Below are 20,769 nucleotides of genomic sequence, written 5' to 3'. Positions count from 1 at the left end.
GACATGGCTGAGCAAAATAACATTGATCGCAGCGGAACTCCCTTGGTCGAGATGCGCAATATCTCGATCGCATTCGGCGGGATTCAGGCTGTCGATGACGTCACTGTCGATCTCTACCCCGGCGAGGTCGTGGGCCTGCTGGGGCACAACGGCGCTGGCAAATCGACGTTGATCAAGATCCTGTCCGGCGCATATGCAGCCGACAGCGGCGAAATCTACGTCAACGGCGAAAAGGCGGAAATCAACAACCCCCGTGATGCCCGTTCCTATAACATCGAAACGATCTACCAGACGTTGGCACTGGCCGATAACCTGGATGCGGCCAGCAACCTGTTTCTGGGACGCGAGCTGATCACCCGGGCCGGGATGCTGGACGATGCCCAGATGGAGGCCGAGGCCCGCAAGATCATGCACCGCCTGAACCCGAATTTCAAAAAATTCGCGGAACCGGTCAGCGCATTGTCGGGCGGTCAGCGTCAGTCCGTCGCCATTGCGCGGGCGGTTTATTTCGATGCAAAAATCCTGATCATGGACGAGCCGACTGCAGCACTGGGGCCGCAAGAGACCCAGATGGTGGCAGAGCTGGTGCAGGAGTTGAAACGGCAGGGTCTGGGTATTTTCCTGATCAGCCACGACATCGCCGATGTCATGGAATTGTGCGACCGCGTGTCCGTGATGAAGAACGGCCAGTTGGTCGGCACCGAAAAGGTCGAGGATGTGACCGACGACGACATCCTAGGCATGATCATTCTGGGTAAAAAACCGGGGCAGGCCGCGGCCTGACCCAGTGGCGTGACGACGTGGCACAGGCCGCGCGTCACGCCAGCCTTGTGCTGACGTGTCCAAATCGGGACAGTCGGGTGCATGACAGACCTCTATTCCTATCGCCATTATCCGCAGGTGCCGGTGTTCGATGATGCGGACCCGGTCGCCGTGATGGACGCCACATGTGCCGTCTGTAGCTGGGGCGCGCGGATGATCCACAGGATGGACCGCACGGGGCGCGTGCGCATTTGCCCGATCCAGACACCGCTGGGGGCGGCCCTGCTGCGGCACTACGGCATGGATCCCGACGATCCGGTCAGCTGGCTGTACGTTGATGCAGGTGTAGCACATCGCATTATGGAGGGCGTGATACACGCCGCCCGCAGCTACGGCGGATGGGGACGGTTGGCTGGGGCGTTGCTGGTCCTGCCGCGTCCGCTGCGTGATTGGCTGTATCTGCAGTTTGCGCGCAATCGCTACGCGATCTTTGGGCGCGATGATCTGTGCGCGCTGCCTGATCCGGCGTTCCAGAACAGGCTGATTACATGACAATGCCGATCTTCAAACGGGTGCTTGGCGATGATTTCGCAAAACTCCCGTCCGAAATTCAGCGCACCCATCTGACGACAGACATGTCTCGGTGGCAGGGCCGCAGTGCGATTGACCGGGGGCCGGGGATCTGGCCGCGCCTCTTGTGCGCGTTGTTTCGGTTTCCGCCGGCGCAGGACGATATCGCCGTGACGGTGACAAAAACTGTGACGCCAAAGGGCGAAACCTGGGTCCGGCAATTCGGGCGTCACCGTTTTCAGTCGCATCTGTCGGTGCGGGACGGCGTGATGCACGAACGCTTTGGTCCGTTCACATTTGCCATCGGGCTGACGGTTGCGAATGGCGCACTGCACTACCCCGTGCAGGCGGGGCGGCTGGGGTCAATCCCGCTGCCACGGTGGTTGCTACCGATTTCGGTCGCGCGTGAATACGTCGTGGACGGGCTGTTTCATTTCGACGTGGCCCTGCGCGCACCGATCACCCGGCAGGCGATGGTGCGCTATCGCGGTCATTTGCGGCAGGCCTAGCCCATCCGTTCGCTGGTGTAGGACCCCGGCGAGGCGGGAAAGACCACCGTCTTGTTGCCGTTGATGAACACGCGGCCGTGCACATGGGCGTGGATCGCGCGGGCCAGCACCTGTGCTTCCACATCCCGGCCCAGACTGACGTAATCGTTGGCGGATTGCGCATGGGTCACGCGGATCGTGTCCTGTTCAATGATCGGACCCTCGTCCAGATCGGCGGTGACATAGTGTGACGTCGCCCCGATCAGTTTCACGCCACGCTCGAAAGCCTGCTTGTAGGGGTTGGCACCCTTGAAGCTGGGCAGGAACGAGTGGTGGATGTTGATGATCCGGCCCGACATCTGTTTGCACATCTGGTCCGACAGGATCTGCATGTACCGGGCCAGCACGATCAGGTCCGCGCCGGAGTCGTCGACCACCTGCATGATGCGCGCTTCGGCCTCGGGCTTGTTTTCCTTTGTGACCTTGATGCAGTGGAACGGGATATCGTGATTCACGACAACCTTTTGATAATCCATGTGATTCGACACCACGGCTGCGATTTCGATGGGCAGCGCACCGATGCGCCAGCGATACAGCAGATCGTTCAGGCAATGGCCGAACCGGCTGACCATGATCACGACCTTTGGCTTGATCGCCTCGTCAAAGAAATCGAACGTCATGTCGAAATCGGCCGCCAGCGGTGCAAAGGCCTGCGTCAGCGCATCCAGGGTCTTGCCCTGTTCGGACTGGAAACTGACCCGCATGAAAAACATGCCGGTGTCCGCGTCGTCGAATTGCGCGGAATCAGTGATGTTGCAGCCGTGATCTGCCAGAAACACGGCGATCGCGGCGACGATGCCACGGCGGGATAGGCAGGTGACGCGCAGTGCAAAGGTATCCATCGGGGTCTCTTTTCGGTCGTATCTACGGTTGGCGCACTTCTTGGGCGGGTGGGGCGTGGCGTCAATGGGCGCTCTGCCACAGGACGCAAATTAGGCGACAAATCCGGCGCGCGTCGCGCAAAGGCGGCGCGTGATGCACCGCCTGCGACCAATCTGCGGATCAGGCCGGGGTGGCCTGCCTGTGCGGGTACCTCTGCCAGTACCACAGGCGCCATAGTTCCAGCGCGGCCAGCGGAGCAAAATGCACGATCGCGGCACCGGGGCTGTCCCAGTCGTGGATGCTGGCCCAATGCACCAACGTCAGTACGGCAGCAGGATAGACCCAGCGTTGTAGCGTCTTCCAGCGGCGGCCCAGACGTCGCACCATCGCGTCGGTCGAGGTCAGCGCAAGTGGGATGAAGATGATAAAGGCGATCCAGCCGGTCCAGATATACAGGCGCGGCAATGCAGCGATGACTGTTGCGACGCTGGATGTGTCGATGAGGTAGAATGCCGTATGAATTGCTGCGTAAACGAATGACGCCACACCGAAATGGCGGCGGCTCTTGCGCAACCAGCGCGCGATGGGCCGCCCTTTCAGCAACATCGCCAGCGGCGTCATCATCAGGGTGATGATCAGCAGACGCGCGGCCCATTCGCCCGTGGGATGCACAAGGATATGGATCATGCGCGGATTGTCCGAGGTCAGACTGACGATGATCCACAGCACAGGTCGCAGGGCCAGCAGGGCGCAGAGCGGATAGGGGTTGAGGCGATGCAGCATGGCGCTTGTCCTGTCGTGGTCATGAAAAAGGGCGGCACCATCAGGTGCCGCCCTGTTCAGGTTCAGCCGCGGTTGCGGCGTCCTAGGTCCAGGTTGCCATCCCCGTCGCGGTCCAACCGCTGGGTCAGCGCATCGAAACGTCTATCCATTTCCTGCGCCGAAATCATGCCATCGCCGTCCGCATCCAGGTTCTGGAATGCATCGACCATCCGTTCGCGGATGAATTCGGCGTAGAGCGTGTTGAACTCTTCCAGGGTCAGTGCTCCGTCGCCCGACGTATCAGCCTCGGTCACCTTGGCCGTGCGAAAGGCGTCGATTTCCGCCACGGTCAGCGCACCGTCGCCATCGGTGTCGGCCTGCATGATGATCTTGCGGCCGCCGTCACGCCCGTTGTGGCCCCTGCGGCCTTCGCCGCGCTCGGCGCGGGGTTGGCGTGCCTTGGTCGCGGTGCCGTCGGTCGGCGCAGACTGGGTCACGGCTGCCTCGGGGGTGGCAGCCTCTTGGGCGGTTGCAACCATCGCGCCGCTTGCAGCCAGTGCCACGGCGAGGAATGTCATCGGCAGAATGTTTGCGTTTTTCATCGTATGATCCTTTCAAGATCCGGTTGTCAGCGGCGCGGCATGCGCCCCGATGACCGTGATCTAGCCGTTCATCGCCTGCGATGTGTGTCAGGGACAGCGGGGTTTTGTCGCCATGTGTCACAGGGGCGGGTCCTGATACATCTTGCGACAAAGTTCTGCGTCATGCGGGCGCTGCGCACTGGATCGGCGGGGGCTGACCCCGCTATGACAGGGACGCAACAAGTGGATTTCACCGATGACCGACGCAGAGGCCCCCCAGATCCTGATCGTGGATGATGCGCGCGACATCCGCGAACCGCTGGGCCAATACCTGCGCAAACAGGGATACCGCACGCAGCTTGCCGCGAACGCAGGCGAGGCCCGCCGCACGCTGGACGAGGCGCGGATCGCGTTGGTGATCCTCGACATCATGATGCCGGGCGAAGACGGGCTGAGCCTGTGCCGTTGGCTGGTCGAACATAGGGGACCGCCGATCATCCTGTTGACCGCCATGGCCGATGGCACCGACCAGATTGTCGGTCTGGAAATGGGGGCCGACGATTATGTGACCAAGCCGTTCAATCCGCGCGAACTGCTGGCGCGGATCCGCGCCGTGCTGCGACGCGTGCCGGAACCCGCAGCTGTGGTCACCAGTGACCGCAGGCGGTTCGGGGCCTGGGTGCATGATCCTGCCGCCCAGTCGTTGGTCCATGACGACGGCCACAGCGTCGATCTGACCACGGGCGAGAGCCGCCTGATGGGGATTTTCCTCGATCATCCGGCGACCGTGCTCAGCCGGGCGCGTCTGTTGGATCTGACCGCGGGGCGCGACAGCAAGGCCTATGACCGCGCCATCGACAATGCCGTCAGCCGCCTGCGCCGCAAGATCGAGGATGATCCGGCACGCCCCGTGTTGATCGTGACCGAATGGGGCGGCGGATACCGTCTTGCGGCGGAAGTGACCTTGGCATGAGGCGGTTGTTTCCCAGCGGTCTTGCAGGGCGGTTCATGCTGTTGCTGGCCGCAGCCCTGATCGCGGCCAATGTCGCGGCGCTGATCCTGTTGTCGGTGGACCGGGTGCAGGGCGACCGCGCCGCATTGGCCCAACGCGAAATCGAACGCGTGGTGTCGCTGGTGCCCGCGATCGAGGCCGTTGCCGCCGCCGAACGGATGCGGATCGCTGCCGAGGCATCGACCCGGTTTTCCCGCGTGTCGGTCACTGCAGATGCACTGGTCGGACCCGCCGCAGGCGGTCTGCCGCGTGTGCAGCGTCTTGTGCAATCGCTTGGTGACATGCTGCCGGGCAGAGAGGTGAGGGCGTCACTGATATCCGCACGTGGCGAGGACCGGGGCAGGGCGCAGATCGAGGCGCTGGCGATCTCGATCCAGTTGCGCGGTCCGGTGGGCCAATGGTTGAATGTCGCGACACGGCCATTGCCACAGGATGATCCGGACTTTGACGATCGGCTGTTCTTTTTGTTGTTGAGCCTGTCGCTGGCGTCCACCCTTGGGGTCAGTTGGCTGTTTCTGCGGCGGTTGACCGGGCCGCTGACCCGCCTGACGGACGCTACCCGCGCGGCCGGGCGCGGTGACCGCAGCGTCCGCGTGGTCGAGGGAGGCGCGCGCGAGCTGCGCGAGCTGGGTGCTGCATTTAACGCCATGCAGGCAAGCATCGCGCAGTTCGACGCGGAACGGATGCGCACGCTGGGGGCTGTGGGCCATGACCTGCGCACACCGATCACGTCGCTGCGGATCAGGGCCGAAATGCTGGACAGCCCAGAGGCGGCCGCAATGATCCGCACGCTGGACGAGATGACGGTCATGGCCGATGGTCTTGTGGCCTTTGCCCGTGGCGCAGCCGAGGCCGAAGAGGTCACACGCGTCGATCTGACTGCCCTGGTGACACGGTTGTGCGCCGAACGGGGCGCGGTGTTGGCCGATGCGGGTCCTGTCTGGGTGCGGGCACGGCCTGTGGCGCTGGGCCGCGCATTGGGCAATCTTATCGACAATGCGGTCCGCTATGCTGGTCAGGCGCAGGTTGCCGTCAGCACCGCAGATGACGCGGCGGTGGTGACGGTCAGCGACACGGGGCCGGGGATTGATCCCGCAAGGCTGGATGCGATGTTCGATCCCTTTGTACGCGGTGACGACAGCCGCAGCTCTGACACCGGCGGTGCCGGTCTGGGCCTGTCGATCGCCCGCAATATCGTCCTGTCGCATGGCGGCACGATCACGCTGGCCAACCGCAAAGAAGGCGGTTTGCAGGCACGCGTGACAATCCCGCAGGCCTAGCCGTCCAGCGCCGCCATCCCCTTGGCTGCGAACATCGGCACCATCTGACCGGCGCGGCGACCGGCCTCTGGGTTTGATGCATTGCCGTCCAGCGACCTGCGATAGACGCCCTGCAGGATCGCGGCCATCCGGAAAAAGCAGAATGCCACATAGAACCCAAGGTGCGCGATCCCGTCGATCCCGCGCCGCGCGCAATAGGCAGCGACAAAATCTGCATCCGTCGGCAGGCCAAGGGCTGCGCGGTCAACACCCTCCAGACCACGGGTATCTGGCCCCGTCGGCATCTGCCACTGCATCAGCACCGCCGCAAGGTCGGCATAAGGGTGGCCTGTGGTCGACAACTCCCAGTCCAGCACGGCGACGCAGTCCGTCCCGGCCTGTGCGAACATCATGTTGTCGATCCGGTAGTCGCCATGCACCAGCGTGCGCTGGCCGTCGTCGGGGGGCAGGTGGCGCGCCATCGCGGCGGTCAGCGCATCCATGTCAGGCAGGTGTGACGTTTCGGAGGCTGCATATTGCTTGGTCCAGCGCGCGATCTGCCGTTCAAAGTAATTGCCCGGTGGACCAAAGTCGCCCAGCCCGACCGCGTCGATATCCACGTTGTGCAGCGCCGCCAGAACGCGGTTCCAGTCGTCCATCAGGGCGCGCCGTTCCGATACTGTCAGCCCGTCCAGTGTGGGTTCGTTGAAATTGCGCCCTGCCACGTGGTTCATGACGTAGAAATCCGACCCGATCACCGACGGGTCCTGACACAGCAGATGCACGGGGGCGACCGGCACATCCGTGCCCGCCAGTGCCCGCTGCACCCGAAATTCACGGTCGACTGCATGCGCCGATTTCAGCAGCACCCCGGGCGGTTTGCGCCGCAGCACATATTTGCCCGCAGCCGTTGTCAGCAAAAACGTAGGGTTGGATTGGCCCACCTGAAATTTCTCTGCCGTGATCGGACCGGAAAACCCGGGCAGATGCGCTGTCAGATAGCGTTCGACCGCAGCAAGGTCCAAGGTCTGCGTCTCTTTCGGCATGTGCTGTCCTGTCAGGCTGTTGCGTCGGATCAGCAAAGCGCAAAGCCCGCGCCCGCGCAATGCCACAGCCCCGCTTGTCACGTGACGTGGCCCCGGTCATCGTGACACGGTTTGCAGAAAAGGGGGGCATCATGGATCCACGGGACAAACTGGTGGTGGTCACGGGGGCCGCTGCAGGGATCGGGCGGGCGCTGTGCATGGCATTTGCCCAAGCCGGTGCGCGGCTGGTTTGTGTGGATCGTGACGGCCCGGGTGCTGCCGCAACGGCAGCGCTGGTGAAAGGTCAGGCCGCCACGGTGGACGTGGCCCAAGAGGCGCAGGTCGCCGGCCTGATCGACAAGATCGAACGTGACACCGGACCAATCGACCTGTTCTGCTCAAACGCCGGCATTTTTGTGTCCGGCGGGGTCGAGGTGCCCGATTCCGACTGGCAGCGCATCTGGCAAGTCAACGTCATGGCACATGTCTATGCCGCGCGTCATCTGGTGCCGCGCATGATCGCGCGGGGCGGGGGGTATCTGGTGAACACCGCCTCTGCCGCCGGCCTCTTGAACCAGATCGGTGCGGCTCCTTACGGTGTGACGAAACATGCGGCTGTCGGTCTGGCCGAATGGCTGGCGCTGACCCACGGCGAAGATGGGATCAGGATATCTGTGCTGTGCCCGCAAGGGGTCGATACCGCCATGATCGCAGGTGGTGCGGGGGTCGCCGGGATCGACGGTGTCATCCCGCCGCAGGCCGTTGCAGAGGCCTGCGTGCAGGGGGTGCGGGACGAGGTGTTCCTGATCCTGCCACACCTTCAGGTCCGCGATTACATCCGGAACAAGGCGGATGACACCGACCGCTGGATCGGCGGCATGCGCAAGCTGAACCGCAGGTTTCGGAACGGTCAGTGATCCGTCGTCAACCAGCAGCGCACCAGCGCGCTGTCAGGATCGTCCAGTCCTGCGATGACGGAAAAATGGTTGTGATCGTCGTCGATATGCAACGTGGTCGGCACGTCCAGCCCATCCCAGATCGCAGCCATCAGGCGCGATTGACGCAGGAATTCGGGCCTCTCACCGCCGCCGACCCAGCAGGTCAGGGGAATGGCAAGGGCGGGGGCTAGCAAAGCGGGGCTTTCGGCCACGGCCTCTGCCTGGTCCAGGCACAGACGGTCATTCATTGCCGTGCGCAGCAGCGGGCGCAGGTCGAACAGCCCGCTGATCGCAGTGACATGCGCCACCCGGTCCAGCACGCGGCTAGAGAGCGGGCTGTCGGCGCAGATCATCCGGGTGGCCAGATGCCCACCGGCGGAATGACCCGCCAGCCGGATGGGGCCGTCAACGCGCAGCGCCGCGGCGCTGATCGCCGCCCCGACCTGTGATGTGATTTCATTGATCCGGGCCTGGGGGGCCAGCGTGTAGCCCGGCAAACAAACCGCCCAACCGGCCGCGACCGCACCCGCGGCTAGATGGGTCCAATCGGATTTTTCCGTTTGCAGCCAGTATCCGCCGTGGACAAAGACCGCCAGCCCGCGCGGCGTGCCCTTGGGCCAGACCAGATCATATCGCGCGCGTGGTGCTGCAGCGTAGGGCAGGTCGCGTTCGATCCGGACACCGCTGTCGCGAAAGGTTGCGGCCGCCATCGCCCATTGGGCCGGCAAGGTTTCGGACCCCGGAATATGGGCGCTGTTGGCAAAGGCATCGTCCCAGTCCCGGATCGGGTCCAACATGGCGGGCTCCTGTCTAATGGGAATGTGCTGACCCTAGCATTGCGCCGGACAGGCGCAATGCGGACTTTGCAGGCTGCGCGAAACCGGACATGCTGCCCCAAACCGGAGGAGGAGCCGCGATGAAACCCAAGATCATTCTTGCGCCGCACTGGCGCGGCATGACCGAACTGTTCGACGCAGACAGCCTGTCGCGGCTACAGGCCTATGACGTGGTCTGGGGCGAGGATGGGCCGATTCCGCCGGATATGTATGACGCTGCCCTGTCCGATGCTGCAGTCATCATCACGACCGATCCGCGCATCGATCAGTCGACGCTGGACCGCGCGCCCCACCTGCGGGCAGTGATCGAGGTGTCGGGCGAATTTCCCGCCACCATCGACTATGCGGCCTGTAATGCGGCCGGTATCCCAGTGCTCAGTTGCGCACCGGGGTTCAGGCAATCGGTTGCGGAAATGGGTCTGGCGATGGCCCTAAGCTCGGCACGGGGGCTGGTGGCGGAACACGAACGGTTCCGTGTCGGGACTGAAAATTGGCTGGACGACATGAATGGCCGCGACAGAACGCTGTTCGGGGCGCATATCGGGTTTGTCGGTTTTGGACAAATCGCACGGGCGCTTTGCCCGTTGCTGGCCCCCTTTGGGGTGACCATCCGGGCACATGATCCCTGGCTGCCAGAGGCCGTCGCGCAAGATCATGGGGCACAGCTGTGCGATCTTGATACAGTGATGGGCGCGTCTGACGTGGTGTTCGTCGTCGCAGTGCCGACATCGGAAAACTACAACTTGATCGGCGCGGATCAGCTGGCGTTGATGCCGAAGGGCGCACGATTGGTCGTCCTGAGCCGGGCGCATCTGGTGGATTTCGACGCGCTGATGGTGGCATTGGTAGCAGGGCGCATTCAGGCGGCCATCGACGTGTTTCCAACCGAACCGCTGGCCGCCGATCATCCGATCCGCAGCCTGCCCGGGGTGATTCTGTCACCACATCGCGCGGCGGCTGTGCCGGGCGGGCGGCAGTTGATCGGGCGGCTGATACTGGATGAGCTGGACCTGTTGTTCGCGGGCGAGGCACCGCGCCATCTGGCCCGGGCCGATCCGGCCCGCATGGCCAGTCTGACGGCAGTCAACACCGCGGCCTCGGTCGCGGATATGGCCGCCCGCAGGCAAGAATGATCACGCGCTGAAACTGTCCGCATAGGCATCGCGCAGGATGTTTTTCTGCACCTTACCCATGGTGTTGCGGGGCAGCGCGTCCAGAGTGACGATTCGTTTTGGCTGTTTGAACCGCGCCAGTTCGGGGCCAAGCTGCGCCATGATCGCATCGGGGTCGATCGTGGCCCCCGGTGCGGCGACCAGCACGGCGACAACGCCTTCTCCGAAATCGGGGTGCGGTGCGCCGATGACAGCACTTTCCATAACGCCGGGCTGTGCATCGAGCACCGCTTCGATTTCCTTGGGATAGATGTTGAACCCGCCAGAGATGATCAGGTCCTTGTTGCGCCCGACAATACTGACATAGCCGTCGGCATCGATCAGGCCGAGGTCCCCCGTGATGAAAAATCCGTCAGGGCGCAGCTCTTCGGCGGTTTTCTCGGGCATCTGCCAATAGCCCTTGAACACGTTGGGGCCGCGCACCTCGATCTGGCCGATGGTGCCGGGTGCAACCTCTGCCCCGGTTGCCGGATCGGTAATCTTGAGCGCGACCCCCGGCAGCGGCAGACCGACGGTGCCCGCCCGCCTGTCGCCGTCATAGGGGTTTGAGGTGTTCATGTTGGTTTCCGTCATCCCGTAGCGTTCAAGGATGCGGTGTCCGGTCCTGCCTGCAAAGCGTGCGTGCGTTTCTGCCAGCAGGGGCGCAGAGCCCGACACGAACAGCCGCGTGTTGGCGCACAGGTTCGCATCAAATCGGTCCTCGTCCAGCAGGCGGGTATAGAACGTCGGCACCCCCATCAGCGCGGTGGCGCGGGGCAGGTGGGCCATGATCTGGTCGGTCTCGAATTTCGGCAGGAAAATCATCGCGCCACCGGCCAGCAACGTGATGTTGGTCGCCACGAAGAGACCGTGCGTGTGGAAGATCGGCAGCGCATGCAGCAGCACATCCTGCGCCGTAAAACGCCAGTATTCGGTCAGCGTCCGCGCGTTGGACAGCAGGTTGTCCTGTGTCAGCATCGCCCCCTTGGACCGGCCCGTCGTGCCGGATGTATAGAGGAAGGCCGCCAGATCATCGCCGCTGCGCGGCACCGTGTCGAATTGATCGGGACAGCCCGCTGCAAGGTCTGCGAAACTGCCAGCCCCCCGCGCGTCCAGGGAGTGCAAAAGGGCACCATGCGATTGCGCGACAGGTGCCAGATCCGTTGACTGCTGCGGGCTGGCCAGTACCAGTTTCGCACCTGCATTGCCAATGAAATAATCCAGCTCTGCCGCCGTGTAGCCCGTGTTCAACGGCAGGAATATGACGCCTGTCTGGGCGCAGGCCGCATAGACGGCCAGTGCCTGAGGCGATTTGTCGATCTGCACGGCCAGCCGGTCGCCAGCGGCCAACCCCAGGTCACTGATCGCATGGGCAAATCGTGCGGCCATCCGCAGGAATGCGTCATGCGTGATCGTGCTACCGTCCGGCAGGTGCAGAAACGGGGTCTGCCGCCCGGCATGAGAGCCAAAGAGCGCATCATAGAGAGGGTTTGTCATGTGGGGCTGTCCTGCCTGGCTACAAAGGTCGTTCAGTGTCGCCACTTTGCGTGTCCCGTGCAAGCCATGTGCCACTGGTGGCACCGGCTCAGGACGTGGGGGCAGCGATGTCGCGCTGGTCGATCGCGCCGAACAGCGGCTGGTCGTCGCGGCTGCGGCATTCCATCCGAACCTGATTGCCATGGGACAAATGAGGTTTGCTCGGCGTGGCTTCGCCCATCAGTCCCATCCCGCGACGTTCGGTCAGACAGAACGATCCGATGTCGCGCAATTTGGCTTTGGATAGGGGCTGTCGTCGGGCGGTATCTGGATCAGCGCGGTTGCCGAGTCGACCGTGAGGTTATGGAAGCCTAAAACCACAAGCGTATCGACGATAAGGCGCAGCTCTTCCAATACCGTCGGATCAAACCCAATTTCATCTGCCAGCGTGATGATCGCATCGGCATTGGCACCGCTGAAATTGGCCAGAAGAGTTGCCACATGCGGCAGATCTCACGCCGCCAGCGCGCGCAACGAGAAAACCGAATTTTCCAGAATGGGCTTTCACGGGGCCTTCGCTGCTGAGCGCACCAAGCACCGTTATCGTTGGTCCCTCGTCATGGGGCAGGGGCACCGGATCACACACCCACCCAAACACTGCCGTTCGCCTGTCTTTGATCTGGGGGTAGACCACCGCAATTCATGTGGATTATGTGTGCAACATGGCCCCGAAAACCGGATCGCGGACCATAGGAGAGCTTAGAATGCCCAACAACGCAGCCACTTCGGGAGCGACACTATCTTGCGTTCCCATGATGGATTGGACCTTCAGTTCAAAAAGAATGTGATTTTTCAAATCTCTAAGGTCATGTTGTGACCTGTGTTGTAAATCATGTTATAAGTTCGTCCCGCTCATGCGCACAAAAAAGTAAGCAGAAAATCTGATAGGCCATCGTCGAATGGCCCGGTTTTCGAATTTAATTTCAGAGGGTTCGGGTCGGGCTGGAAAGTTTTTGCCCAGTTTTTCACCGACGAAGCTTTGGCCAGCTGGATTGGACGGATCGAGGCGGCGAAAAAACCCCTCGGCAGATCACGTTTAGAGGGTGTTTTTGGGCCACTGAACGGCCCTTACTTGAAGAGCCGCAGGCCGCTATTTGAAGGCGTCCCGTTCGTACAGCGAGACCTCGCGACGCTTGTCGAGATAGGTGGCGAGATCCGAGAGGTGGACGCCCTTCGCGCTCTTCTGGCTGCGCTCCGACCGCACCAAGGGCAGATTGATCTCACCGGAACTGACCTTCCTGAGAAACTTCGGCAAGGTCAGATGGGAAAAGTAGTCTTTGCAGACCGTATCGACTGGCACGACCGCGCGGCCATCATATTGAGCCATCAGGAGAAAAAGCGTGTTCATCGGTCAGTCTCGGTGGTCTCTCTGCTCCGCATCCTGACCTCAGCCACGTTGTCCATCAATGCGAGCGGGCGGCGGTGTTTGGTGTGATCAGGGACCTTGATCGTGAAAAGGGCGGCAATCGGCGGCAGAAGGGGGCGAACAAATAGGAGAGAATGCGATCAAATCGGCGGACTTCCTGCGGACGTTCACCGGGTTTCCGAGAGCCGGAGGGGGGCAGGTAGGGCCGTGACGGGTTGAGGGCTGGAGGAGAGGCTTCCGGCGCCCGTCGCGGAGGTTTCCCAATGAATATCGAAATCATCGATGCCGGGCGTGACATGAGTAGCGGCTACAGGGTGGATGTGTAGCGCGGCGAGAACGTCGACCGCGTGTCTTCCGAGTGGTTCTCGCGGCCGGATGACGAGCGGTATCTGTCGCTCGACGACCTCTTTGCGTCCGTCAAGGGCCGGGCGGAGCGGAGCCGGACGCGCACGGTGGAGAGCGCGGCAATCCGGGTCGAGGCGCATCGCGACAACCCGGAGAAGCTGGGCCTCGTCCTGCCGGGCACGGATGAGCCGATCGCGCCGACGCATTGGAGCTTTGGCCAGCTCTCGAGCCTCGTGGGCGCGCCCGCCGCCTATCTGCGCCAACTGCCCGCGCCGTTGGCGGGGATCAACCTGCAATACGGGCTGACCAACCACCGGGCCGAGCAGATCAAGACCATGGAGGTCGCGAATGGCCGCACGGAACTGCGCGCGGTGACCGGCCCCGACTACGGTCGCATCTACGACCACGAACTGGTCTCCGCCGTGCAGCGCATCGCGGGCAACGGCACCGGGCATCCCGGCGGCATCGGCACGATCCATGCCGGCTCGGCCCTCGGCGCCCTGCGCCGGATGGAGCAGCTCATTAGGAGGCGGTGGTCACCGTGCCGGGCCCCCTCATCGCCGAAACCATCGATCTCATCGCCGTCCTCTCCGGGCGCGGGGCCAGCCGACACCTCGCCGAGCTTGCCCGCGTCGAGGGGCTCGGACCGGACGGCGATTACCGCATCACCCCGGCGGCGCTGCCGACCGGGACGGAAACCGACACAGGAGACCTTTCATGACCCGATCCCTTCACCGGTTGCGCGCACTGGCTGCGAATGCCGTCATCTACGCCACCGTCACCCTGATGCTGGCCGGCCCCGCCCGGGCGGCAGGCTCCTCCATGCCCTGGGAGGCGCCGCTGCAGTCGATCCTCGAATCGATCGAGGGGCCGGTCGCCAAGATCATCGCGTTGATCATCATCATCGTCACCGGCCTGACGCTGGCCTTCGGCGACACTTCCGGGGGGTTCCGCCGCCTGATCCAGATCGTCTTCGGCATCTCCATCGCCTTCGCGGCGAGTTCCTTCTTCCTGAGCTTCTTCAGCTTCGGCGGCGGAGCGTTGATCTGATGGATGGGTCTTTCGAGCAGTTGATGGACGTGCCGGGCTTCACTGTCCCGGTCCACCGGGCTCTGACCGAGCCGATACTGCTGGCGGGCGCGCCGCGGGCCTTCGCGATCCTGAACGGCACGCTGGCCGGGGCCATCGGGCTCGGGCTGCAGCTCTGGGTCGCCGGGATCGTCATCGGCCTTCTGGGTCACGCCGTGGCGGTCTGGGCCGCGCGGCGCGATCCGCTCTTCGTCGAGGTCGGGCGTCGGCATCTGCGGCTTCCCGGTCATCTCGAGGTCTGAGGGCGCGCCCATGATGAACCTCGCGGAATATCGCCGGAAAGGGACGCGGCTGGCGGATTACCTGCCTTGGGCGGCGCTGGTCGCGCCCGGTGTTGTGCTGAACAAGGATGGCAGCCTGCAGCGCTCGGCCCGGTTCCGCGGCCCCGATCTCGACAGCGCGGTCGCGGCGGAACTCGTCGCCGTGGCGGGCCGCATCAACAACGCCTTCCGCCGCCTCGGCTCGGGCTGGGCGATCTTCGTCGAGGCGCAGCGCGTGGTGGCGGCCGACTATCCCGACAGCCGCTTTCCCGATCCGGCGTCGGCGCTCCTCGATGCCGAGCGCCGCGCGGGCTTCGCCGAGCAGGGGTCGCATTTCCAGTCGGAGTATGTCCTGACCTTCCTCTACCTGCCACCGGCCGAGGAGGCCGCGCGGGCCGAGACCTGGCTCTACGAAGGCCGCGACAAGACCGGCATCGACGCAGGCGAGGTGCTGCGCGGCTTCATTGACCGCACCGACTGGGTGCTGGCGCTCTTCGACGGGATCATGCCCGAATGCCGCTGGCTGGATGACAGCGAAACGCTGACCTACCTGCATTCCACGATCTCGACGCAGGCCCACCGCGTCCGCGTGCCGGAAACCCCGGCCTATCTCGACGCGCTTCTGGCCGACCAGCCGCTCACCGGCGGGCTCGAGCCGCGGCTGGGGAATACCCATCTGCGCGTGTTGACCCTCTCGGGCTTCCCGACCGCCACCACGCCGGGGATCCTCGACGAGCTCAACCGGCTGGCCTTTCCCTATCGCTGGGCGACCCGCGCGATCCTCATGGACAAGATGGAGGCCGCGCGGATGGTCGCGCGCATCCGTCGCCAATGGTTCGCCAAGCGCAAATCCATCGCCGCGATCCTGAAGGAAGTGATGACCAACGAGCCATCGGCGCTGGTCGATACCGACGCCGCCAACAAGGCCGCCGATGCCGACATGGCCTTGCAGGAGCTCGGCACCGATGTCGCGGGCGAGGCCTATGTCACGGCGACCCTCATCGTCTGGGACGCCGATCCGCGCCGCGCCGACGAGAAACTGCGCCTCGTCGAGAAGGTGGTGCAGGGTCGGGACTTCACCGCCATGGTCGAGACGGTCAATGCCATCGATGCCTGGCTCGGCTCGCTGCCGGGGCAGGCTTACGCCAATGTACGCCAGCCGCCGCTCTCCACCCTGAACCTCGCCCATATGATCCCGCTCTCCGCCGTCTGGGCGGGGGAGGAGCGGGACGCGCATTTCGACGGCCCGCCGCTGCTCTACGGCAAGACCGAGGGCGCAACGCCCTTCCGCCTCTCGCTCCACGTGGGCGATGTCGGCCACACGCTGGTCGTCGGTCCCACCGGGGCGGGCAAATCCGTGCTGCTCGCGCTCATGGGGCTGCAGTTCCGCCGCTACGCGAAAGCCCAGGTCTTCGCCTTCGATTTCGGGGGATCGTTCCGCGTCGCCACCCTCGCCATGGGCGGCGACTGGCATGATCTGGGCGGCGAGCTCACCGAAGGCGCGGAGGCGACGGTCTCTCTCCAGCCGCTCGCCCGCATTGACGATCCCGCCGAGCGGAGCTGGGCCGCGGGTTGGATCGGCGCGATCCTCGCCTACGAAGGTATCGCGATCACCCCGGAGGTGAAGGAACATCTCTGGTCTGCGCTGACCTCGCTGACCTCGGCACCGGTCGGCGAACGCACGATCACCGGTCTCGCCGTCCTGCTGCAATCCTCCGACCTGAAACAGGCCCTGTGGACTTGCCCGGCTTTGGTGGAGAGCGTTTAGCTCACTTCCCGGGCCTTTCGCTCGAACGCGATGGGGCTCTGGAAGCCGAGCGATGAATGACGCCTGACGGGGTTATAGAACCCGTCGATGTATCTGGCGACGGCGTTTTCGGCCTGCTGGCGGAATTGCCATGCGACCGGCCAGACCAGTTCGGACTTGATGGTCTTGAAGAAGGTTTCGACCATCGCGTTGTCGTAGCAGTTCCCGCGCCCGCTCATCGAGATCAGGATGCCACGTTGGCGGAGCAGCGCCTGGTAGTCGATAGAGCAGTATTGCGATCCGCGGTCGGAATGATGGACCAGCCCCGGCGCAGGGTTGCGAGCCACCAGAGCCCGGCGCAGCGCTTCGACGGCGAGGTCGCGCTTCAGGCGGTCACTCGTGGCCCAGCCGACGACCCGTCGCGAGAAGAGGTCGAGCACGAAGGCGAGGTAGAGCCAGCCCTCCGCCGTCCAGATGTAGGAGATGTCGGCCCCCCACTTCTGGTCCGGGCCGTCCGCCGCGAAGTCCTGCACCACGAGATTGGGCCGCGACAGGCCAGGCATGTTCACTGTCGGTCGTGCGTTTGAAGCGCCGCTTCTGCCGCGCGATCAACCGGTTCTCGCGCATCAGCCGCGCCGTGCGATGCCGCCCGATCTCATGGCCCTCGTCGATGAGGTCGCGGTGCATGCGCGGGCTGCCATAGGTGCCGTTCGACAGAGCGAAGGCGGTCCGGATGTGTGCGAGATAGACCATGTCCTGCTGCTGGCGGCGACAGGCCGGACGGTCCTGCCACGCGAAGAAGCCGCTCTGGCTGACGCCCAGGGCACGGCACATCCGACTGATCGGGAAGCTGGCCTTCTCCGCCTCGATGAAGCCGAAGGTCATCGACTTGTCTCTTTCGCGAAGAAGGCCGCGGCTTTTTTTAAGATATCACGCTCCTGCTTCAGGACCGCATTCTCCCGTTGCAGCCGCTTCAACTCGGCATGCATGTCGACCGGCGCTTCGCTCGGCTCGCTGGCATCGCGCTCTTGGCTCAGCCACCGCGTCAGCGTCGAAAGGCCAATGCCGAGATCCTCCGCGATCTCCCGCCGCGTCCGGCCGCTGGTCAGCGCCAGCCGCACCGCTTCACGCCGAAATTTCGGCGTCGGTCTGTTTGCGTTTCCCATAGAACACCTCCTGGTTCCTCAGTTGGTGCTCTCCACATTTTCCGGGCAAGTCCAAGGTGCGTAACCCGTGTCACCGAGGCCCGGCACCTGCGATCCGAAAGCCGCGTTGCGGGGTTCGATCTCGACACAGCTGTCGACGGCGTAGCGGTAGAAAAGCCGCAGGACCATCGCGTGCAGCGCCGCGAGGAAGGCGACCTGCGGGTCCTGGGCCAGCGCATTGCGCGATGCCAGGGTGCGATGGGCCGTCAGTTCCATGACGAGGCGGTCGGAGAGCGGTTTGAGGCCGTCGTCCTCTTCCTCGTCGTCAGGGGTGGACGTGGCGGTCTCGTCGATATCCGCGACCGGCATCGGATCGGATGCGACCTCGCCCACATCTTCCACTTCCTCGACCGGTTCATCCTCCGCTCGCACATAGCCCCGCTCGACCCGCAGCCGCCCGGAACTGTCGATGCTGACGAAGGCCCCGGCCAGCGCGAGGTCTTCGGTCTCGTACCGGATCGGACGGGCCTCGAGTGCCTCCATCGCCTCCTCGATCTCGCCCAACCGGGTATCGACATCGTCGGGCAGTTCGTCGGCCTCCGCATGCTCGGCCTCGAGCGCGTCGTATTCCGCCTTCAGCGCCTGGTAGCTGGCGGTCTCCTCGTCGCTCATCGGCACAGCCTCGCCATGGACCCGGCGCATCCCGAAGGTATGGCCATAGCGGAACTCGGTGTCGACCTCGACCCATTTCCAGCCCTCGGCGCGGATGACTTCGGCTTGCTCGGCCAGCTTCTCGCGCACCATGACGTCGATCAGGGCTGCATCCTGCAGCCAGCCACCATCGTCCTGCTGAAACAGGTCGCGCAGGATCTCGCCCCCGGCCTCGACGTAGTCGTCGAGCCCCACGAACTGCGCCCGCTTGTCCGAGGCCCGCACCGCGCCTTCGGTCAGCATGCGGCGGATCTCGTAGGGTTGCCGCGAATAGTGCCGCTGCAGCGCCTCCCAGACCTGTTCCTGCCGCGCGTGATCGGGATTGACCGTGAAGGCCATGAGCTGGTCGAGGGTCATCTCCTCCTCGGCATGGGCGTCGAGCAGCGAGGGCGCGAGGGCGGCGAGCTTCAGCCGCTGCTTGACCACGCTGGCCGAGACGAAGAAGGCCGCGGCGATCTCCTCCTCGGTCCGGCCTTTCTCGCGCATCGCCTGGAAAGCGCGGAACTGATCAAGCGGGTGCAGGGGGGCCCGCTGGACGTTCTCGGCCAGGCTGTCCTCCTCGGCGAGCCCGTCGGTGCGCACGATGCAGGGGACCAGCGCGGTCTTGTTCATGCGCTTCTGTTTCACAAGCAGTTCCAGCGCCCGGAACCGCCGCCCGCCGGCGGGGATCGTGTACATGCCGGTCTCGGCGCCGCTGTCGTCCAGCACGGGCCGCACCGTGATGGAGCTGAGCAGCGTCCGCCGCGCGATGTCCTCGGCCAGTTCCTCGATCGACACGCCCGCCTTGACGTGGCGCACGTTCGACTGGCTGAGCATCAACTTGTTGAAGGGAATGTCGCGCGAGGCGCTGAGGGTGATCTTCTGTTGCTTGGTCATCGGGATATCTCCGCAACGGGCCAGCCGGGAGCCTCTCTCCCGACCTCCAAACCCGTCACGGAAAACCCGGCACCCCTCTTACTCTAGGCGCATTGGGGAAAAACCTGTCGGCTGGACATCTCTGCTAGATTGGTCAGTACTAGTCCTCCAGTCGGCCACGCGAGCTAACGTAAACGCCATCCGAAAGATAAGCAGGCTCACCGTCTTCGCTAACTGAAAATTCGTCATATATATCTCGCATTTCTTCGTCAGCCCAAGGTGCATTGACTGGAGGAAGATCGAGTAACTCAGCGATCCTATTAGCGAGATCCCGGATCTCTCTCGGGTGATCAATTTCTTTGCAGATGAAATACGGGCGACCCCAATTGTCGGTGCAACGCTCACCTCGACCCAGCACATTTTCTGCGGCGGCAACCAATTTGTTTAGGTCAGGAAATGCAATGTAAGAGCCGTCGTCTTCCTTTGCCGTGGCCGTCATCAACGTGTAGCTGTTCGTTTCGTGGATAGTGCGAAGCAAGACATATTGCTCAGACCCCATCTTTGTCTGGTTAAACTCGCCGGTCGTTTCAAGTTTGTCTGATTTCGTAATGATTGCCATGGATAGACTCCGTCGTGTTAATGTTCTGATGTGTTGAATGTGCGCGCCAAGTGCTACCTTCCCCAGTCGTGTGCGCCTCCACCCGATGTTAGCCATACACCATCCGACAAGTAGATTGGCTCCCCTGAACCACCAAGGGCAGAATAGAGATCGTCTGCTCCTGAGCGGGTTCGAGGGGGCGGCGATGGCAGGACTTTTGTTGTCTTCAAGGGAGTTATCATCTCTTCTAGACCCGTGGCGTCGCGTAAGAAAGCTTCTGCAAATGAAGCAGTGCGCTTTAAGATGTTATGGCGGCTCCCATGAAATGGTTGTCCAATAAACGGACCGTCCGTTCGGCTGATCGATAACACGGAATTCGGCTTCACCTCTTCAGAAGGCAAACCATTAATTATCTGAACATCAATGCCATTTTTTCGCATCAAGATGAGGGCAGTTTGTGTTTGGTTTACAGCAGAATAGGCTTTTCGGTACATCTTACTGGCGGCTCTGCGGGGTAGCCATCCCATATTGAATAGCTGGACGGCTAGTTCGTATGGCCGCGCTAAACCCTTAATGCTCAGGGATTCTCCAGGTGGAAGAGCTATTCCTTCTGCAGTAAACTTGGCTTCGCTCGCGAGGCATTCGATAGTGTTTTGGCAATCCCAGTTTAGGTAGTTGATGTCATCAACTCGCGCCCATTTAAGCGGGCGATTGTTCATTTTCACGACAACCTCGTCTCCAACTTCGATGTCGGTTCTGACCTGCTCCCCAGAGAGTCCTCATTTATGAGTTAGCTCTGTTCAGGTTTTGGTCTTCGTTTGACCGGTTAGCATATTCGCGCGGTGTCAGGC

Annotated in this window: 21 protein-coding genes and 4 pseudogenes; 12 read left to right on the top strand and 13 right to left on the bottom strand. The window is 63.2% G+C overall.

The genetic code is table 11. The features are described from left to right. Positions 1 to 3 precede the first annotated feature (3 nt). The 3 genes from BMX27_RS11840 (at position 4) to BMX27_RS11830 (ending at position 1,841) form a co-directional block, all read left to right on the top strand. Positions 4 to 783, top strand: a complete 780-nt coding sequence (locus tag BMX27_RS11840) for an ATP-binding cassette domain-containing protein (RefSeq protein WP_090160048.1) — start codon at positions 4 to 6, stop codon at positions 781 to 783. A gap of 81 nt (positions 784 to 864) precedes the next feature. Then, complete coding sequence (locus BMX27_RS11835; protein WP_090160047.1) at positions 865 to 1,314, top strand: thiol-disulfide oxidoreductase DCC family protein; 450 nt, start codon at positions 865 to 867, stop codon at positions 1,312 to 1,314. Further along, on the top strand, positions 1,311 to 1,841 hold the full coding sequence (locus tag BMX27_RS11830; RefSeq protein ID WP_090160046.1) for a DUF4166 domain-containing protein: 531 nt from the start codon (positions 1,311 to 1,313) through the stop codon (positions 1,839 to 1,841). Before BMX27_RS11835 ends, BMX27_RS11830 begins: the two co-directional genes overlap by 4 nt. Here BMX27_RS11830 and purU read toward each other — a convergent pair. From purU to BMX27_RS11815, 3 genes are all read right to left on the bottom strand, one after another. After that, positions 1,838 to 2,722: a formyltetrahydrofolate deformylase gene (gene purU / locus BMX27_RS11825; protein WP_090160045.1), complete on the bottom strand. Its 885-nt coding sequence runs from the start codon at positions 2,720 to 2,722 to the stop codon at positions 1,838 to 1,840. The two genes, BMX27_RS11830 and purU, sit on opposite strands and share 4 nt — an antisense overlap. A gap of 160 nt (positions 2,723 to 2,882) precedes the next feature. Next, complete coding sequence (locus BMX27_RS11820) at positions 2,883 to 3,485, bottom strand: protein-methionine-sulfoxide reductase heme-binding subunit MsrQ (protein ID WP_090160044.1); 603 nt, start codon at positions 3,483 to 3,485, stop codon at positions 2,883 to 2,885. Between the two features lie 62 nt (positions 3,486 to 3,547). Next, a complete protein-coding gene (locus BMX27_RS11815; protein ID WP_090160043.1) occupies positions 3,548 to 4,066 on the bottom strand; it encodes an EF-hand domain-containing protein in 519 nt (172 codons plus the stop codon). Positions 4,067 to 4,301: 235 nt separating this feature from the next. On the opposite strand from BMX27_RS11815, the gene BMX27_RS11810 reads away from it, so the two are divergent. Both BMX27_RS11810 and BMX27_RS11805 read left to right on the top strand, forming a co-directional pair. Then, positions 4,302 to 5,018, top strand: coding sequence for a response regulator (locus BMX27_RS11810; protein ID WP_090160042.1), 717 nt, complete (start codon positions 4,302 to 4,304; stop codon positions 5,016 to 5,018). Next, positions 5,015 to 6,337 (top strand): ATP-binding protein, encoded by a 1,323-nt coding sequence (locus BMX27_RS11805; RefSeq protein WP_177172713.1) that lies wholly within the window; start codon positions 5,015 to 5,017, stop codon positions 6,335 to 6,337. The genes BMX27_RS11810 and BMX27_RS11805 overlap by 4 nt, the downstream gene beginning before the upstream one ends. Here the strand turns inward: BMX27_RS11805 and BMX27_RS11800 are convergent. Next, positions 6,334 to 7,362: a phosphotransferase family protein gene (locus tag BMX27_RS11800; RefSeq protein WP_090160040.1), complete on the bottom strand. Its 1,029-nt coding sequence runs from the start codon at positions 7,360 to 7,362 to the stop codon at positions 6,334 to 6,336. The genes BMX27_RS11805 and BMX27_RS11800 overlap by 4 nt on opposite strands. A 131-nt stretch (positions 7,363 to 7,493) precedes the next feature. Between BMX27_RS11800 and BMX27_RS11795 the strand changes: the two genes are divergently transcribed. Next, positions 7,494 to 8,258, top strand: coding sequence for an SDR family oxidoreductase (locus BMX27_RS11795; protein WP_090160418.1), 765 nt, complete (start codon positions 7,494 to 7,496; stop codon positions 8,256 to 8,258). On the opposite strand, the gene BMX27_RS11790 is transcribed toward BMX27_RS11795, so the two are convergent. Next, entirely contained in the window at positions 8,252 to 9,076 is an 825-nt protein-coding gene (locus BMX27_RS11790) for an alpha/beta hydrolase (RefSeq protein ID WP_090160039.1), read from the bottom strand. The genes BMX27_RS11795 and BMX27_RS11790 overlap by 7 nt on opposite strands. Before the next feature lie 119 nt (positions 9,077 to 9,195). On the opposite strand from BMX27_RS11790, the gene BMX27_RS11785 reads away from it, so the two are divergent. After that, positions 9,196 to 10,248, top strand: coding sequence for a hydroxyacid dehydrogenase (locus BMX27_RS11785; protein WP_177172712.1), 1,053 nt, complete (start codon positions 9,196 to 9,198; stop codon positions 10,246 to 10,248). Here BMX27_RS11785 and BMX27_RS11780 read toward each other — a convergent pair whose 3' ends face one another. From BMX27_RS11780 to BMX27_RS11770, 4 genes are all read right to left on the bottom strand, one after another. Next, on the bottom strand, positions 10,249 to 11,763 hold the full coding sequence (locus tag BMX27_RS11780) for a malonate--CoA ligase (RefSeq protein WP_090160037.1): 1,515 nt from the start codon (positions 11,761 to 11,763) through the stop codon (positions 10,249 to 10,251). Between the two features lie 88 nt (positions 11,764 to 11,851). Continuing rightward, complete coding sequence (locus BMX27_RS17030) at positions 11,852 to 11,983, bottom strand: hypothetical protein (protein ID WP_256212488.1); 132 nt, start codon at positions 11,981 to 11,983, stop codon at positions 11,852 to 11,854. A 23-nt stretch (positions 11,984 to 12,006) separates the two neighbouring features. Next, positions 12,007 to 12,243, bottom strand: coding sequence for a hypothetical protein (locus tag BMX27_RS11775; RefSeq protein WP_090160036.1), 237 nt, complete (start codon positions 12,241 to 12,243; stop codon positions 12,007 to 12,009). Positions 12,244 to 12,892: 649 nt separating this feature from the next. Next, positions 12,893 to 13,150, bottom strand: a complete 258-nt coding sequence (locus tag BMX27_RS11770; RefSeq protein WP_090160035.1) for a pyocin activator PrtN family protein — start codon at positions 13,148 to 13,150, stop codon at positions 12,893 to 12,895. Between the two features lie 281 nt (positions 13,151 to 13,431). On the opposite strand from BMX27_RS11770, the pseudogene BMX27_RS17125 reads away from it, so the two are divergent. From BMX27_RS17125 to trbE, 5 genes and pseudogenes are all read left to right on the top strand, one after another. Next, positions 13,432 to 13,965 (top strand): annotated as a pseudogene (locus BMX27_RS17125) (DUF932 domain-containing protein); the annotation flags it as partial. 80 nt (positions 13,966 to 14,045) lie between these two features. Then, a complete protein-coding gene (locus tag BMX27_RS16875; RefSeq protein ID WP_371260146.1) occupies positions 14,046 to 14,234 on the top strand; it encodes a hypothetical protein in 189 nt (62 codons plus the stop codon). Further along, on the top strand, positions 14,231 to 14,563 hold the full coding sequence (locus tag BMX27_RS11760) for a TrbC/VirB2 family type IV secretion system protein (protein WP_090160034.1): 333 nt from the start codon (positions 14,231 to 14,233) through the stop codon (positions 14,561 to 14,563). Before BMX27_RS16875 ends, BMX27_RS11760 begins: the two co-directional genes overlap by 4 nt. Beyond that, positions 14,563 to 14,844, top strand: coding sequence for a VirB3 family type IV secretion system protein (locus BMX27_RS11755; RefSeq protein WP_090160033.1), 282 nt, complete (start codon positions 14,563 to 14,565; stop codon positions 14,842 to 14,844). Before BMX27_RS11760 ends, BMX27_RS11755 begins: the two co-directional genes overlap by 1 nt. A 10-nt stretch (positions 14,845 to 14,854) precedes the next feature. Then, positions 14,855 to 16,597: pseudogene (trbE, locus tag BMX27_RS11750) on the top strand (conjugal transfer protein TrbE); the annotation flags it as partial. Positions 16,598 to 16,647: 50 nt separating this feature from the next. Here trbE and BMX27_RS11745 read toward each other — a convergent pair. The 4 genes and pseudogenes from BMX27_RS11745 to BMX27_RS16740 form a co-directional block, all read right to left on the bottom strand. Next, positions 16,648 to 17,775, bottom strand: a pseudogene (locus BMX27_RS11745) (IS3 family transposase); the annotation flags it as partial. A 393-nt stretch (positions 17,776 to 18,168) separates the two neighbouring features. Then, positions 18,169 to 19,341: pseudogene (locus tag BMX27_RS11740) on the bottom strand (ParB/RepB/Spo0J family partition protein); the annotation flags it as partial. 139 nt (positions 19,342 to 19,480) lie between these two features. Continuing rightward, positions 19,481 to 19,939, bottom strand: a complete 459-nt coding sequence (locus BMX27_RS11735) for a hypothetical protein (RefSeq protein WP_090160031.1) — start codon at positions 19,937 to 19,939, stop codon at positions 19,481 to 19,483. A gap of 53 nt (positions 19,940 to 19,992) precedes the next feature. Beyond that, complete coding sequence (locus BMX27_RS16740) at positions 19,993 to 20,643, bottom strand: hypothetical protein (RefSeq protein WP_143056817.1); 651 nt, start codon at positions 20,641 to 20,643, stop codon at positions 19,993 to 19,995. Positions 20,644 to 20,769 lie beyond the last annotated feature (126 nt).

The organism is Loktanella sp. DSM 29012 (assembly GCF_900110705.1).
In the GTDB taxonomy this organism is placed as follows: Bacteria; Pseudomonadota; Alphaproteobacteria; order Rhodobacterales; family Rhodobacteraceae; genus Loktanella; species Loktanella gaetbuli.
The sequence above is the reverse complement of the archived record's forward strand: the minus strand, read 5'-3'. Positions and strand labels throughout refer to the sequence as shown.

Coding starts and splice junctions, on each gene's coding strand:
- BMX27_RS11735 (WP_090160031.1), bottom strand. CDS start 19,939: ATGGCAATCATTACGAAATCAGACAAACTTGAAACGACCGGCGAGTTT.
- BMX27_RS11840 (WP_090160048.1), top strand. CDS start 4: ATGGCTGAGCAAAATAACATTGATCGCAGCGGAACTCCCTTGGTCGAG.
- BMX27_RS11755 (WP_090160033.1), top strand. CDS start 14,563: ATGGATGGGTCTTTCGAGCAGTTGATGGACGTGCCGGGCTTCACTGTC.
- purU (WP_090160045.1), bottom strand. CDS start 2,722: ATGGATACCTTTGCACTGCGCGTCACCTGCCTATCCCGCCGTGGCATC.
- BMX27_RS11760 (WP_090160034.1), top strand. CDS start 14,231: ATGACCCGATCCCTTCACCGGTTGCGCGCACTGGCTGCGAATGCCGTC.
- BMX27_RS17030 (WP_256212488.1), bottom strand. CDS start 11,983: ATGGGCGAAGCCACGCCGAGCAAACCTCATTTGTCCCATGGCAATCAG.
- BMX27_RS11820 (WP_090160044.1), bottom strand. CDS start 3,485: ATGCTGCATCGCCTCAACCCCTATCCGCTCTGCGCCCTGCTGGCCCTG.
- BMX27_RS11800 (WP_090160040.1), bottom strand. CDS start 7,362: ATGCCGAAAGAGACGCAGACCTTGGACCTTGCTGCGGTCGAACGCTAT.
- BMX27_RS11770 (WP_090160035.1), bottom strand. CDS start 13,150: ATGAACACGCTTTTTCTCCTGATGGCTCAATATGATGGCCGCGCGGTC.
- BMX27_RS11790 (WP_090160039.1), bottom strand. CDS start 9,076: ATGTTGGACCCGATCCGGGACTGGGACGATGCCTTTGCCAACAGCGCC.
- BMX27_RS11795 (WP_090160418.1), top strand. CDS start 7,494: ATGGATCCACGGGACAAACTGGTGGTGGTCACGGGGGCCGCTGCAGGG.
- BMX27_RS11815 (WP_090160043.1), bottom strand. CDS start 4,066: ATGAAAAACGCAAACATTCTGCCGATGACATTCCTCGCCGTGGCACTG.
- BMX27_RS11835 (WP_090160047.1), top strand. CDS start 865: ATGACAGACCTCTATTCCTATCGCCATTATCCGCAGGTGCCGGTGTTC.
- BMX27_RS11810 (WP_090160042.1), top strand. CDS start 4,302: ATGACCGACGCAGAGGCCCCCCAGATCCTGATCGTGGATGATGCGCGC.
- BMX27_RS11785 (WP_177172712.1), top strand. CDS start 9,196: ATGAAACCCAAGATCATTCTTGCGCCGCACTGGCGCGGCATGACCGAA.
- BMX27_RS11805 (WP_177172713.1), top strand. CDS start 5,015: ATGAGGCGGTTGTTTCCCAGCGGTCTTGCAGGGCGGTTCATGCTGTTG.
- BMX27_RS11830 (WP_090160046.1), top strand. CDS start 1,311: ATGACAATGCCGATCTTCAAACGGGTGCTTGGCGATGATTTCGCAAAA.
- BMX27_RS11780 (WP_090160037.1), bottom strand. CDS start 11,763: ATGACAAACCCTCTCTATGATGCGCTCTTTGGCTCTCATGCCGGGCGG.